This window comes from Leptospira mayottensis 200901116, assembly GCF_000306675.2.
Classification (GTDB): Bacteria; Spirochaetota; Leptospiria; order Leptospirales; family Leptospiraceae; genus Leptospira; species Leptospira mayottensis.
Window position 1 is genome coordinate 656,475 of the sequence record NZ_CP024871.1, and the last position, 14,414, is coordinate 670,888.

The following is a 14,414-nucleotide window of genomic DNA, read 5'->3' on the forward strand; positions in this document are numbered from 1 at the left end:
TTCTTTTTATTATGGCGCCTCCTGTGCGGAGACGTACTGGATCAACCGTCGAAACTCTTACGGTTAATTCTAAGAATGTAGGAATTCCTCGATTTCCCGGAGTAACAAAGAATATCCTTCACCGGAAACGGAGCGGGAAGCGATTGAAAGTTCCGTATAGGCATCCAATCCGTCGGAACCCAATTCACCGGCAAAAGGAATTCCGAATGTTTGCTCGCAAAGACGGGCCAGGGAGGAATGAACCGGGCTGATCGAGTAACTGCAAACCTTCTTCTTTAAAAAAACCGCTTCAAAAAGAGACTGGCCGAAATAACTTACAAAACCGGAACAAGACGCCAATAAATTTTGGAATTGAAATCGAGAAACTCGAGGAATGAACTCAATCGAGTTTCCGACGGGGGGCACACCGCCCACACGAACGATTTGAGATAGGCTTTGATACTTAGAAAGTAAGGACGAGAGGAAAAAGTCCAATTCTTTTGAAGAATCCATACTCCCGGCATAACAAAGAAGGAAGGGATTTGATGTCGGGTTTTCATTCAAAAGTCCGGGAGAAATCAAAATCCGATCCAAAGAAAAACGATCTGAAATTGTCGGATGGGGAAGAAGATCGTAATGTCTGTATTTTTCCCTATCCGGACCAAAATGATCCAAAAGAAGAATTCTCGTTTTGGAATATTCTGGAATTAGAATATCTCTGGAATCCACGACTAGCAAATCCAGATCGCCGTCGGCGGGAAAATCCTCAAGCCAAAACGTTTTGTAGGAAGCCGCGGATAATAATGCGAAGAGAATTCTGGAACGTTCGAAATGGCCGCTTCCGAACTTTTTCGGATCCCCGACTAAAATTCCGACGCGAAACTGATTCGTTACTTTCGTGGATTGAATTTGAAAACGGATTTGTTCCACGTCTTGGTTTCCCGCAAAAGCGTTCGGTTCTTTTTCGAAAAGTTGGATACATTCTTTCGCGCCGAAAAAAGGATTCTGGTCGTTGAGCAGATTGAAAATTCGGGAGACGGTTTCGAAATCTTTTGGCTCGTCGACCGTAAGTCTGAGTTTCGGTAAAACTTTCTTTTCTTTTTCGGTAAGCAAAGAGGAAAGTTTGGTGATTCGAAATCGATGCGGGTTCTCTTTTATGGAAAGGCTTACGTGTTCTTTGTGTCTTTCTTCGAGAACTTGAGGACACCACTCAAGGGCCTTTCTTGTAAAGATTTCTCCGCCCATACCCAAAGGGAGTCCTGTCACATAGGCAAGATCCGATTTTGTAAATTGAAACGACTGCAAAAGTTGGTCCAAGTGAAGCGTATCGTAAAACGGATTATCGCCTGTGAGACGCAGAATCGTGTCTGCTTTGAAAAATTCTGCGGCTTTTATATATCTCTGTCTTACGTCGAGAAGATCTCCGGTAAAAAGACGATACTTCCTATTTTCTAAAAAAGAACGAAGCTTCTCATCCTCTTCGGGGATTAAATACACGATTTGTTCTTCGGGAAGAACAACCCGAATTCTGTCTTGGATTCTGTCGATGAGAGTTTTTCCGGAACCGGAAGGAAGTTCTCGTAAAACCTTACCGGGAAGTCTTGCGGAACCCGCCCGAGCTTGAATAAACGCGTAAATATTACGCGTTGAACGTATACCACTCATCACAATTCAGACAGGGTGCACCCGTAGTTTCATGTTTTCCGTTTAACGAATTGGCGAAAGAGGGTAGGCCTTTTTGCCAAATCTGCATTAGGGTTTCTTTATGAAGATTTCCGAATACCTTGCCCGGAGCTTGTTTACAGACGGAAACGGTTCCGTCCGAATTCACATAAAGATCCCGGTTGAGATGCCAGCAAAATTCTCTCTGAATTGGAGTGAGATCGGTAACTCTTTTTTCCGGCATAAGGCCAGCATAACGATTGTATTTTTGAAGAATGACTCCGTAACCTTGTTTTTCAGTTTCATCCACCCAAACTTCTACTTCGTCTTCGACTTCCTGAATTTTTAAAAATTGAAGATAGATTCTATTTTTTGGAAAGATTTTACCAAGTTGTTCCAGGTTTGAAAGTACTCGGTTCAGATCTTTTTTTCCGTAGAGAGAGTTATATTTTTCCTGGTTTCGGGTCGTGAGATTTACGATCCAAGTGATTTTTTGCCTAAATGAGGAATCTAACGCATTCAAAAAACCTAAAGTTGAATTTAAGTCGGTATAAAGAGCTGTTTCTATAAAAAATTCCTGTAATAAAGAGGAGGAAAATTGAAAAGCGGTAGAAAGTAACTTCGTAAATTCGGGATGCAAGAGAGGTTCGCCTAATCCTCCGAAGCAAACGCTGTATTCGTTGGAAAAGGATTCTTCCTGTTGTTTCAGTAAATTCTCCAGAAATACCGGACTAAGAAAAGATCCGTCTTGATCGTTAGGTGAAAATTGTCTCGGACAAAAGCTGCAACTTAATTCGCATCCTCGATATACTTCTAATTCTAAATACGAAGGACCGGTTCTAAAAACTTCCGGATGTTCCTGAATCCACGGATGGATATCGGAATAGTTCCATTCCTCTTTGAATTTCAAAAATCCTCTGACTAGGTTTAAGGATCTTTTATTTTTTAAAGAGAAGTCGAGTCTGTATTGTCTTAGATCTGGGTCGTGATAAAAGATTTCAACGTCATAGTGGTTGATATTTTTGCTGAGATATTCCTGAACGCTCGTATTGACGGCTTCCGGAATCCCGTTCGTAAACTCTCTGGATAAAATTGTGGGAATGATTCCAGAAGGTAGGTTCTCGCTGTAAGAATACTGGGAAAGATAGAGATCGTGTCTTCGGTAGATTTCCAGGCTTAAGTTTTCGTCCAAACAAGGGAAAAGTCCGGTAAAGTAAAAGAAGGAAGCATCATCCCAGTCCGGATCTCCGGTTCTGGATTGGGGAAGTTCGGAAGAAATTTTTTTTACGAACGAGATTTCCGACCGGTCTTCTAATATTCTAATATTCAAAAGATTGTATGTATCTATTTTTTTGGGGAAGGGCCATGCGTTGAAAAAAACCGTGGATTCGGGAAGAACCTTGGAAAGTTTTCTGAGGGAAAGAAGTAGAAGATTTTCCCTTTCGTTTTCGGATTCCAGCAGAGATGCCGTTTCCGGACTAAGAAATACGGCAGAATGGAAGATCGGAAATTTCATGATTTGAAATTAATATCGACCAAAAACGCGTATATAGTAATGCTCAAAATCAATCCAAATGGAACGTCTCTTCCTTAAGGGGAATCTTATTTTCTTTTCTATAGGCATCGTCGAAAATTTGGATCGGAATTTCGGCTCTGGATTCTTTCAGCCATCTGTGAAACGTATCTTCTTCCTTATCCCTGTAGAGAATGTTCTGGATCCCGCCGCGTAGGTTTTCCATTGGAGTTGGTCTTTTGCCTTCTATCTTAAGGATTGAATATCTTTTTCTTTCGTCTCTAAATACTTCGGAAACTCCTCCGTTAGGAAGAGGCGCCGCAATCGTGGCCGTGATCTTACTATATTTGTAAAGATCGAAGGAAGAAATCCATTCTACCATTCCTCTTCTGGATCTAAGGGCCGGATCGTTTCTGGGTGAACCCGCGATCAATGCAAAGGAAGAAGGATCTGTGAGAACCGATTTCCTGATATCGGAAAGTTCCTTGTAGAGTCTGTTTTCTTCTTGGACGGAGTCGTTTTCGGGGGCGATTGAAATAATTCTATATCGAATTTCAAACCCGACCTTGTCTCTGTTCTGGTTGTACCAGTTCTTGATTTCCTGTTCATTCGGAGGAGGGACTGCGATTTTTAACTGAAGAAGTTGTCCTTTTTTGATTTGGTACGGAAGTTCTGTGACCCAGAGTTCGAAAGGCATACCTGAAGAAGTTTCCATTGCTTTTTCGAATTGTTTACGATTTGTAATTCCCATTACTTCCATTCTTTTTTCGATTTCGGAATCGACTCTTTGTTCGTTGACTTGAATCGATTCTTCTTCGGCGACGACGTCCACGATGGCGCGGTCGATCAGAAAGTCTATAATTCTCGTTCTGAGGGATTTACGAAAGTCTTCATGTTTTAAGTGTTTTTGGAGTTTGTTATATTTCTCGCTTGCGTCGTCAAGATCGAGCTCCGAGATAGAAATCGTTCCGACGGTCGCGATGACTCGGTTGAGGGACTCCGCCGTTTGAATCGGATTTTGTAAAAACAGAAATACAAACGTTCCCGTAAAGAAAAAGTTTTTTGCGTAAGTTTGCTTTGAATTCATCTGCGGTCCTAATGCCCTTGATCTGTAAGATCTTAAGTAGGTTCAACCGTTTTTCTAAGTTTTAGTCGGTCTTAAATTTTCCTATCAATTGCCCCAGATTTTGCGCTTGTCCGTACATGTTTCCGGAGAAAGAAGTAAGATCTTCCGCACCTGACGCGATTTCCTGAGTTCCGTCGGAAATACTCATGATGGTCTTTGTAATTTCGTCGGTGGCACGTTTTTGTTCTAAGACTGCTTCTTCGATTTGTAAACTGAAGGTCATAAGTTCGTTTGCACTCTGAGAAATTTCTTTCGTATTTTCTTCCTGGTTTTTAACGGATGCAAGAACGTTCTTGGCGTATCGATCAAATTCTTCAACTTGTTCCCTCAGCTTCTGGAGCATGTTGGATGCTTCTGCGACTTTAGTATTTCCGTTTAATACAGCGGTGTTCGTGGAATTTACAAGGGACCCGATTTCTTGAACGCTTGAAGAAGTCTGTGATGCTAGTTTTCCGATTTCTTCAGCGACGACTGCAAAACCTTTTCCTGCTTCCCCTGCTCTTGCCGCTTCGATAGCGGCGTTGAGTGCAAGTAAATTTGTTTTTTCGGAGATTTCGGTGATGATTGATAAGATTTCCGTGATCCTGGAAGCGCTGTCGCCGATAGCGGCCATTGCACTTGTGGATGCGGCCATTGCGTTTTCCCCGGTGACTCCTTGTTCTTTGGATAGAGCAGCGAGTTCGACTAAGTCCTGCATCTCTCTGTTTATATTAACAATTTGTTCTTTGAGTCTCACGACGTTCCCGTCGATTTCCTTCATGCTGAATACGGCCTTCTCCATAGACTTGCCAACGTTTTGAGCAGAAGCAGCAAGTTCTTCGACGGCAGCTGAAGATTCTTCTGCAGCGGAAGCTTGTGTTTGTGCGACGTCGGAGAAATTTCTGGAAGAATTCGCCATTTTCTCGGAAGTATCTTTGAGCATTTTTGCGGAACCACCGATTTCTCGTAGAACTTTGAGAAGACTTTCCCGCATCTGATTCATGGAGCCGAGAAGTGTTCCGATCTCGTCCTTTTTGTCGTGGGAACTTTGTGCGATTAAATTTCCGTTTGCAATTTCTTCGGAGAATCCGACGGCTTTGAGAAGTCCGGCTGAGATCAATCTTTGGAATATAAAATTTACACAAAGAAGAACGGAGACCAGTATAAGGATAGCCGTTAAAGCTCTTGAGAAAATCGTATTGAACATTTCGTCCGTATAGATCGAATCGGGAATACTTACCTGCAACGTCCAAAAACGTTTGTCTTTACCGACATGAAACGGAAAGAAATAGTGTGTGTGTGCTTCGGAACTGTAAGTGAAGTTTTTTCCTTCCTGGCTTTTTTTAAGATAAAATTCCAATTCTTGGGCGTCTGGAATTTTATTTCCGATTAAGGAAGGGTTTTTTCCGTTTACCGTATAAAGTCCGCTTGGAGAAAGCAAAGTCATATATCCCTGATTGCGAAACGGTTTGACTTCCCCGAATTTTTTTTGTAATTCTTCCGCTTTTAAATCGATCCCGCAGGCTCCTCTAAAGAAACCGTCCTTGCTGATTGGAGCAACGATGGAAATCATCATCGTATCTACACTATCGGATTTGTAGCGGTACGGTTCTGAAACGTAATAAGTATCGTTCCTTTTGGGAATCTGATAGAAGTCGCCCGTTCCGTCTAGATTCTCATAACCAACGTTGGGTCTGATTCGGGCTTTTCCTTTTTCACCGGATTGAAATGCATAAGGAACGAATCTTCCAGTAGAATCGTGTCCGAAAGTATTTCGATATTGAGCGTCTTTGCCGTCATAGAGGTTTGGCTCATAGACCAGCCAGAGAGCGAAAAAATTCGGGTTTCTTTCTATGACTTCTTTGATCGAAGTGATAACGGCTTCTCTTGGCGGGGAAGTGAAGATGAGAGGAGAGCGAAATCCTCTCGCATAGAACATGGCGGAGTCCAGAATGTCTTTCACTTCCAAGGACCAGCGTTCAGAAGTAATCGTTGAATTGTTTTCCACTTCCGATTTCAGATTTCTATAAGTGGTAATTGAGTTGATTGCGGCGAGGATGCTGAATCCGATAAATAGAACTATGGATAAATAAAGGGAAATACGAAATCGAATACTCATGGTTCTCCAACCTTTTTGTTTTCAAATCGAAAAGAGTCATCGTATCGAAAAAAGAGAATTCATCAATTCAAATATTTATATTTGAAATTCGACTTGGGCAAGAATTATAAATCACGATGAAATTTATAAATTGAGGCTAAAGATCTATTTCCTTTTTCGATTTCGTTATAATATAAATTTTCATTTCAATTTGTCTTAAATTTTCCTATCAATTGCCCCAGATTTTGCGCTTGTCCATGTATGTTTCCGGAGAAAGAAGTAAGATCGTCTGCACCTGACGCGATTTCCTGAGTTCCGTCGGAAATACTCATGATGGTCTTTGTAATTTCGTCGGTGGCACGTTTTTGTTCTAAGACTGCTTCTTCGATTTGTAAACTGAAGGTCATAAGTTCGTTTGCACTCTGAGAAATTTCTTTCGTATTTTCTTCCTGGTTTTTAACGGATGCAAGAACGTTCTTGGCGTATCGATCAAATTCTTCAACTTGTTCCCTCAGCTTCTTGAGAACGTTAGATGCTTCTGCGACTTTAGTATTTCCGTTTAATACAGCGGTGTTTGTGGAATTTACAAGGGACCCGATTTCTTGAACGCTTGAAGAAGTCTGTGATGCCAATTTTCCGATTTCTTCAGCAACGACTGCAAAACCTTTTCCTGCTTCCCCTGCTCTTGCAGCTTCGATAGCGGCGTTGAGTGCAAGTAAATTTGTTTTTTCGGAGATTTCGGTGATGATTGATAAGATTTCCGTGATTCTGGAAGCGCTGTCGCCGATAGCGGCCATTGCACTTGTGGATGCGGCCATTGCGTTTTCCCCGGTGACTCCTTGTTCTTTGGATAGAGCAGCGAGTTCGACTAAGTCCTGCATCTCTCTGTTTATATTAACAATTTGTTCTTTGAGTCTCACTACGTTCCCGTCGATTTCCTTCATGCTGAATACGGCCTTCTCCATAGACTTGCCAACGTTTTGAGCAGAAGCAGCAAGTTCTTCGACGGCAGCTGAAGATTCTTCTGCAGCGGAAGCTTGTGTTTGTGCGACGTCGGAGAAATTTCTGGAAGAATCCGCCATTTTCTCGGAAGTATCTCTGAGAGTGTATGCGGAACCACCGATTTCTCGTAGAACTTTGAGAAGATTTTCCCGCATCTGATTCATGGAGCCGAGAAGTGTTCCGATCTCATCCTTTTTGTCGTGGGAACTTTGTGCGATTAAATTTCCGTTTGCAATTTCTTCGGAGAATCCGACGGCTTTGAGAAGTCCGGCTGAGATCAATCTTTGGAATATAAAATTTACACAAAGAAGAACGGAGACCAGTATGAGTATGGTGGCAACGAAACTTTGAAAGAGAATGGAAATGATCGCGGTTCGATAAATCGAATTGGGAATACTTACCTGCAACGCCCAAAAACGTTTGTCTTTGCCGATATGAAATGGAAAGAAATAATGCGTATATCCGTTCGAGTCGGTGGTAAATTTTTTTCCGGTCTCTTCCTGACTTTCTTTAAGATAAAATTCCAATTCTTGGGCGTCTGGAATTTGTTTTCCCACTAGATTACCGTCAAAACTATTCACGGCATAAATTCCCCTTGGAGAGATAAGGGTTAAGTAACCTTGATCTTGGAACGGTTTTTTACTTCCGATCAGTTTTTGTAATTCCTCCAATCGATAATCGAGACCACCTACCCCGTAAAATTGATTCCCTACACGGAACGGAACGATCAGAGATATCATAAGGATTTTTATCTTTCCATCGAGTTCATAATAATACGGGTCAGTTACAAATTGAAGATTCGTTTTTTTAGGGATTTGATACCATTCTCCTTCCAAACCCTGGCTGTCATAATACTTAGCGGCTTCCAATACGATTTCTTCATCCGTTTTTCCACGGTGAAGATAAGGAATGAATCTTCCGGTGGCATCATGCCCGGTAGTATTTTCAAATTGATCATCTTGTCCGTCGAAACCGTTCGGTTCGTAGGCTACTCGGGCACCGAAATAATTCTCGTTCGCCTTCAGTATTTCCTGCAAGGCTAAGATAACTTTGCCTCGGGGAGGGGAATCGAATAAAAGCGGGAATCGGAAACCCCGGATTATACCCATACCTGTATCTAAATAATCTTTTATTTCCAAGGTCCAACGTTCCGCAGTTACTTCGGAACTGTTGACCACTTCTTGTTCTAGTTTTTTATAGGCTGTATATGAGTTGATTGTTGCAAGAATTCCAAAACCGATAAACAATACGATCGAAAGATACAAAGAAATGCGAAATCGAATGCTCATTGCGTCCTCCCGCAACTTGTCTGTTAAGTAATTAAAAATGATTAACGAAGGATGGGACGAAAAGCTCGAGCAAAAAATTGCTAATTTATAAAAAAATCATTATTTTATCTCGGGAAAAGCAAAAAATTCGGCCTATGTCGCATTCATGGGTGTTGGTGCTTACCGATTTTTTAAGATTAGGACTTGGTAGATTCGAATTCTTTGATATATTAGAAGAATGAAAGACATTATCAAAGGGGTTCTTTGTTAAACTTTTCCCAAAGCCTGAAGAAGGATCCACGATTATGATTGTCAAGTTGCCAATAACATAATGTAGTAGTTCCCACAGATGGGGGAATTCTTGAAATCACCTTTTCACTGTTAAACTCTATCGGAGGTATAGGGACGAGTTCAAAATCAACTTTTCATTGGATTATGGTCTTAGAATGATTATTCCGTACAGACGTTTGATTTTAAAATCGTTATCATTGAGTTCCCTTCTAAAAATATAATATGAGATTTTTAAACCATGTCGCTTTCGGCACGTAAATTACTTTTGCAGATCAATGGTATCGCGTTGATTATTGCGTCTACGGTCGCGTTTTTTGCTTTGGATATTTTGGGGATCTTTTTTGGAAAAGGTCCGGCGCGTTTTATTTTCGAGGGACAGGAATTCGTAGGAATTGGCTTTTTTGAGGCGCACGGGCTCGCTTTTATACTTGGGGTTCTTCTTTTTCGTGCGGAACCGAGACGATCCTGGCATATCGTCGCCGTTGCGATTCACGTTTTATTAGGAACTGCGAATATTCTTATGTGGGGGATTTTTATCGCTGTAAACAGTCTGCTGATGGGCTACGGAACTACAGCGATGCACTGGATTTTTGTATTTTTTCAATTGCTTGCCGTCTTCTATTCTACGAAAGAAGATTGAATTCGATTTCCCAGTGAGATCTTTGTGGGTGTTGAATATCGATTTAGATTTTTCTAAAATATAGAATCTGTGAAAGTTGTTGCATCTTCGAAATCAAAAATGTCTCTGAGGTTCCCGCATCAAAGAATACCGATTTTCTTAACTCGGCGGGTGATTTGGCGGAATATCCAGATCTCTCTACGAGCTTAGAAATTTTGTCTTTCGATGGTGCTGGAAATCGAAGACTTTATGCCGAGAGTCCAAATACGTCATGAATTTTGTTGATCGCAATCTTTGCCTGATCTTCGGGGATTACACAAGAGATTTTGATCTCGGAGGTGGAAATCATTTCTATGTTGATTCCATTGTCCGCGAGCGCCTGAAACATTCCGGCTGCAACTCCAACGTGAGATTTCATCCCCACTCCGACCGCGGAAACGATCGCAATACTTTCGTTGATTTCGGGTTCCTTTGCGTTATGTGTCTTTGAAAATCCCTGAAGAATCGGTTTTGCTTGAAGAACGTCCTTTTTGGGGATCGTAAATGAGATCGTATTGATTCCGTTATGCGGCGAGGATTGCACGATCATATCTACGAGAATATGCTTGGAATTCAATTCTCCAAAAAGTCTCGCCGCTAAACCGGGTTTGTCGGGAACTTCCGCGATGGTGATTCTTGCTTGATCACTTTTTGCGGTGACTCCGCTGACTTTTAATTTTTCCATAATTTTATCCTCGCTCATCACAAGCGTTCCTTGGTTTTCGTTGAAACTGGAGCGGACGTGTATGACTACATCGTAGTTCATTCCTAATTCTACGCTTCTAGAATGAAGGACTCCCGCACCTAAACTTGCAAGTTCAAGCATCTCTTCATAAGTGATTTGTGTATGTTTTTTTGCGTTTGGAACGATTCTAGGATCGGCCGTATAAACTCCGTCAACATCTGTGTAAATTTCGCATTCTTTTGCACCTAGAACTGCCGCTACCGCTACCGCGGATGTATCGGAACCGCCTCTTCCCAGAGTGGTGATGTTTTCTTCCTCGTCGATTCCTTGGAAACCCGCGATGATGGCTACCTTGCCTTCGTTCAAAGCTACATCGATTCGAGATCGATCGATCATTTTGATCTTCGCATTAGAAAAATTTCCGTCGGTTAAAAGTTTGATTTGAGAACCGGTAAAAGAAGTTGCAGGAACTCCGATTTCCCAAAGTGCCATAGCGAGTAGTGCTGTGGAGATCTGCTCACCAGTGGAGAGGAGCATGTCCATTTCCCGTTTGGGGGGATTCGTGGAAATTTTTGCGGCGAGTTCTACGAGATCGTCCGTTGTATGTCCCATAGCGGAAACCACGACGGCGATTTGTTGTCCCTTGTCATGATAGGATTTGATTCTTCTTGCAACGTTCTGGATTCTTTCCGGGGTTCCCACGGAAGTTCCACCGTATTTTTGAACGATGATGTTTGCCATAACCTTAACAGTCATATTTTTCTTTCAAGACGAGGGATCAAGAGAATTCGATTTTGATTCTTCGATTTTGGAAAGAGAGTTTTGTTCTCAGGAAAGGTTTTAAAACTGACGAAAGTTTTATCAATACCGTAGAATTTCGTTTTCGAACGAATCCTTTAAAGAAGAAAGTATGTTCAGTATTCTCGATTGGTTTTTCATTTTGTCATATTTATTATTTGCGTTTGCTGCGGGAATTCTGCTTTCTCCCAAAGCGGGCAAAAGCCTCGTTTCTTACTTTGTTGCGGATCGCAAACTTCCTTGGTGGTGGCTCGGAACTTCGATGGTTGCGACTACGTTTGCAGCGGATACTCCTCTTGTGATCACTGGTTTTGTAGCGGCGGACGGAATTTCGGCTAACTGGTTTTGGTGGAGTTGGGCGATCGGTTATATGGCGATGACCGTTTTTTTTGCGGGGAAATGGAGAAGGATGGAAGTCCTTACCGATGTCGAGTTTGTCGAACTCCGTTACGGTGGAAAATCCGCGACGGTCCTGAGAATGGTCAAAGCGTTCTATTTAAGTATATTAGTAAATTCGATTGTACTTGGATGGGTGTTCAAAGCGATGTCCAAGATTACCGGTCCTTTTTTGGATTGGAAAGACATACTCGGCGTGGACGGATTTGCGATCGTTCAAAATCTTTGGCCTTCTTTTCTAATATTTGATTCTTTGAATAATACGATCACCGTTTTGATTCTGTTTTTGATCGTGATCGTCTATAGCAGTATGGGAGGAATCCAAGGTGTGATTCTGACCGATCTCGTTCAGTTTGCTTTAGGAATGGGTGGAGCAATTCTTTTTGCGGTGTACGCCGTTTATAGCCAAGGGGGGATTTCCGGTCTGCTTATGGGGATGAAAGAAATCTATCCGGAAAAACACGAATCTATCCTGAGTTTTTGGCCGGATTTTCAAGGCGCCTCCCTTCCATTTAACGTTTTTCTGATATTTATATCTGTGCAATGGTGGGCTCAGTATTATTCGGACGGTTCGGGATATTTGGCGCAGAGAATTCATACCGCAAAAAATCTCAAAGAGGCGGAGAAGGGTTCTCTTTGGTTTAATGTGGCGAACTTTATCGTTCGAACCTGGCCTTGGGTTTTGACTGCGCTAGTAACATTAGTCGTATTTCCTTTGCACGATCCGACAAGATATTTTTCAGAAGGTCAGCTCGTTGCGGCGGATCGTGAGATGGGATATCCCGTTTTGATGAAACTCATTTTGCCGAGCGGAGTTTTGGGAATCGTATTTGCGAGTTTGATGGCGGCGTTTATGTCCACGGCGGACACTCATATCAATTGGGGTGCGAGTTATTTAGTAAACGATTTTTATCTGAGATTTCTTCATCCGAGTGCGGACGATAAAACTTTGGTAAGAGTGAGTCGAATTGCGGTTATTCTAATGGCGATCGTAGCCATTCTCGTGGCAACTCAGATTCAATCCATTGCGAGTGCCTGGAAATTTTTGTTGGCGTTTGCATCGGGTATGGGATTGCCCCAGATTTTACGATGGATTTGGTGGAGAACCAATGCTTGGACGGAGCTTTCCGGTATGATCACGGCTTTGATTCTGTCGATGATTTTATATCCTTTTTTTCCAGAGGTTCGATCGGAATATCTTTTGTTTTGGGTGGCGATCGGTTCCGTCGTGGTTTCGATTCTCGTTACCTTATTGACCCCTCCTGTTCCGGAAGAAACGTTAGATGCGTTTGTAAAAAGGGCTGATCCTTTCGGATTTTGGAAAGGGCAGGGTAGTAAAAAGAGACTTGAGGATTTTTGGGAAAAAATCGTACTTTGGGCTTTGGGAACCGTTTCGTTGTTTTTCGGAATGTTTTCTTTGGGATATTTTTTTCTTTTGAAGTTTTTTCAGGGAACATTTTGTTTAATAGGCTTTATTCTTTTTGGGTTTGTTTATTGGAAAAAGGGATTTGGCAATAACGGGGCCGACTAAAAAACTTTCCTGTTTTTGAATATTCAAGAAAATTTAATCTCTATTTGTGTTGAGTTCCCGGCGTTTCTTTTGAGAAAGCTCTGAGCTTTTTATGGATATAAAGCGCTTTGATCAACTTGATGTATTGGGCAATATTCCTCCATTTGTTCCTCGGTATAACCTTTTTCATCTAAAACTAACTCATAGCTTTCTATCCACTCTTCAATTGATTTAAGTATACAACCTATATCAATACGATCTTATCCCCAATACGAGACAATATGATTCGACCCTGAAAAGATAATCGATTTTACAATTGCGCCATATCCAATCTTTGCGTTGAATCCGAATGTCACACTACCTCCGTTTCTTACATTGTATCCGATCTTTGAGTTTTGTGAAATTTTAATATTCCGTTTATATAATTCTTCTTTATCTGACAGTCGAATTCTTTTTATTCCTCATCATTTACGTATAGATATATTACATTCATTTCCATTTCCTCTCTCAATTTTTAAAGTACCAATGGAGGCCTTTTTACCTTAAAAGGATCATGGCGCATCCAAGAGTAATAAAGCCATCGAAATTGAAATCGTAATTTCATAACGAACTACGTAGAGCCTTCTAAAGTTTTGAAGAAGCAAAAAGGCGCTTGAAAACGGCGATGACAAGTTTAATAGGACGGATAACGATTCGGCAATCCTTCCATTGAGCACTTGTTCGTAATATCCAAAGAATGTCGTTTAAGATGGAACAGGACGCCTACGAAGATGATCTTTTCCGTTTTCATGACGCTTAGGTTCGATCATAAGGGGTCTCGTATTTTCCATTGCTCGTTGGTCAATCCATGCTTTCAAAAAATTTTCTTTTTATTACAGTACAACTAAAATATCGATTCGTACGTATCCTATGTTGGCTTTTGAGGTCACTTCTTTGTAATGTCGGGAAAATTGTTTTGATTCTATTTGAAATTTCTATAATTTTTTGCCCAATATTCTTTTATGAATCCAAACTATTGTCTTGATAGGTTTCAATTATATCCAATGGCAATAATTGAATGAACACTTTTTGGTTCGCTTTTATTTTATAAATGTCGATACTACCGTTTTGAATTTCGCTACCATGCCTTTGATGGTTCCAATTTCTACGGCTCTGTAGTTTTCGATGGCGAATAACGCTTTTCCAGTCGTAGTTTGCGCGGCCCGCTTGGTGATAAGAATAAAAGTATTTTGTTCCTTTGATTGGAATTGGAGCTGGAATAAAAAGTCTTTTATTTTTCTCATTTTTCCGTTAGATGGAATAAACAAATAAAGACTCCTCACATCGTTTACAAAAAGATAAGACCATTCCAAAAAAAATCTCTTTATAACTATCGTTATTAAGGTCTTTAAACTCAAAAGATTTTATCTATCTGTTGGCACTGGGCGTTTTAGTCCGATAGAAAGAATT

General features: G+C 41.2%; 9 protein-coding genes. 2 read left to right on the plus strand and 7 right to left on the minus strand.

All coding sequences use genetic code 11. The annotated features are described in order from the left end of the window. Nucleotides 1–69 precede the first annotated feature (69 nt). From LEP1GSC190_RS03030 to LEP1GSC190_RS03050, 5 genes are all read right to left on the minus strand, one after another. A complete protein-coding gene (locus LEP1GSC190_RS03030) occupies nucleotides 70–1,644 on the minus strand; it encodes a cytidylyltransferase domain-containing protein (RefSeq protein WP_002746427.1) in 1,575 nt (524 codons plus the stop codon). Next, on the minus strand, nucleotides 1,619–3,157 hold the full coding sequence (locus tag LEP1GSC190_RS03035; RefSeq protein ID WP_002746391.1) for a spiro-SPASM protein: 1,539 nt from the start codon (nucleotides 3,155–3,157) through the stop codon (nucleotides 1,619–1,621). Before LEP1GSC190_RS03035 ends, LEP1GSC190_RS03030 begins: the two co-directional genes overlap by 26 nt. Before the next feature lie 49 nt (nucleotides 3,158–3,206). Next, nucleotides 3,207–4,241 carry a putative peptidyl-prolyl cis-trans isomerase gene (locus LEP1GSC190_RS03040; protein ID WP_002746366.1) on the minus strand — a complete coding sequence of 345 codons (1,035 nt, stop codon included), beginning with the start codon at nucleotides 4,239–4,241 and terminating at the stop codon, nucleotides 3,207–3,209. A 61-nt stretch (nucleotides 4,242–4,302) separates the two neighbouring features. Further along, nucleotides 4,303–6,378, minus strand: coding sequence for a methyl-accepting chemotaxis protein (locus LEP1GSC190_RS03045; protein WP_117339113.1), 2,076 nt, complete (start codon nucleotides 6,376–6,378; stop codon nucleotides 4,303–4,305). Between the two features lie 185 nt (nucleotides 6,379–6,563). Next, a complete protein-coding gene (locus LEP1GSC190_RS03050) occupies nucleotides 6,564–8,648 on the minus strand; it encodes a methyl-accepting chemotaxis protein (protein WP_117344614.1) in 2,085 nt (694 codons plus the stop codon). A gap of 508 nt (nucleotides 8,649–9,156) precedes the next feature. On the opposite strand from LEP1GSC190_RS03050, the gene LEP1GSC190_RS03055 reads away from it, so the two are divergent. After that, nucleotides 9,157–9,558, plus strand: a complete 402-nt coding sequence (locus tag LEP1GSC190_RS03055; protein WP_036037346.1) for a hypothetical protein — start codon at nucleotides 9,157–9,159, stop codon at nucleotides 9,556–9,558. 226 nt (nucleotides 9,559–9,784) lie between these two features. Here the strand turns inward: LEP1GSC190_RS03055 and LEP1GSC190_RS03060 are convergent, their stop codons facing one another. After that, nucleotides 9,785–11,002: an aspartate kinase gene (locus tag LEP1GSC190_RS03060; protein ID WP_036037349.1), complete on the minus strand. Its 1,218-nt coding sequence runs from the start codon at nucleotides 11,000–11,002 to the stop codon at nucleotides 9,785–9,787. Between the two features lie 169 nt (nucleotides 11,003–11,171). Here LEP1GSC190_RS03060 and LEP1GSC190_RS03065 point away from each other — a divergent pair, with 169 nt between their 5' ends. Beyond that, nucleotides 11,172–12,986 carry a sodium:solute symporter family protein gene (locus tag LEP1GSC190_RS03065; protein ID WP_002764663.1) on the plus strand — a complete coding sequence of 605 codons (1,815 nt, stop codon included), beginning with the start codon at nucleotides 11,172–11,174 and terminating at the stop codon, nucleotides 12,984–12,986. A 1,058-nt stretch (nucleotides 12,987–14,044) separates the two neighbouring features. Here LEP1GSC190_RS03065 and LEP1GSC190_RS20070 read toward each other — a convergent pair. After that, nucleotides 14,045–14,248, minus strand: a complete 204-nt coding sequence (locus tag LEP1GSC190_RS20070) for a hypothetical protein (RefSeq protein ID WP_237578331.1) — start codon at nucleotides 14,246–14,248, stop codon at nucleotides 14,045–14,047. Nucleotides 14,249–14,414: the final 166 nt, after the last annotated feature.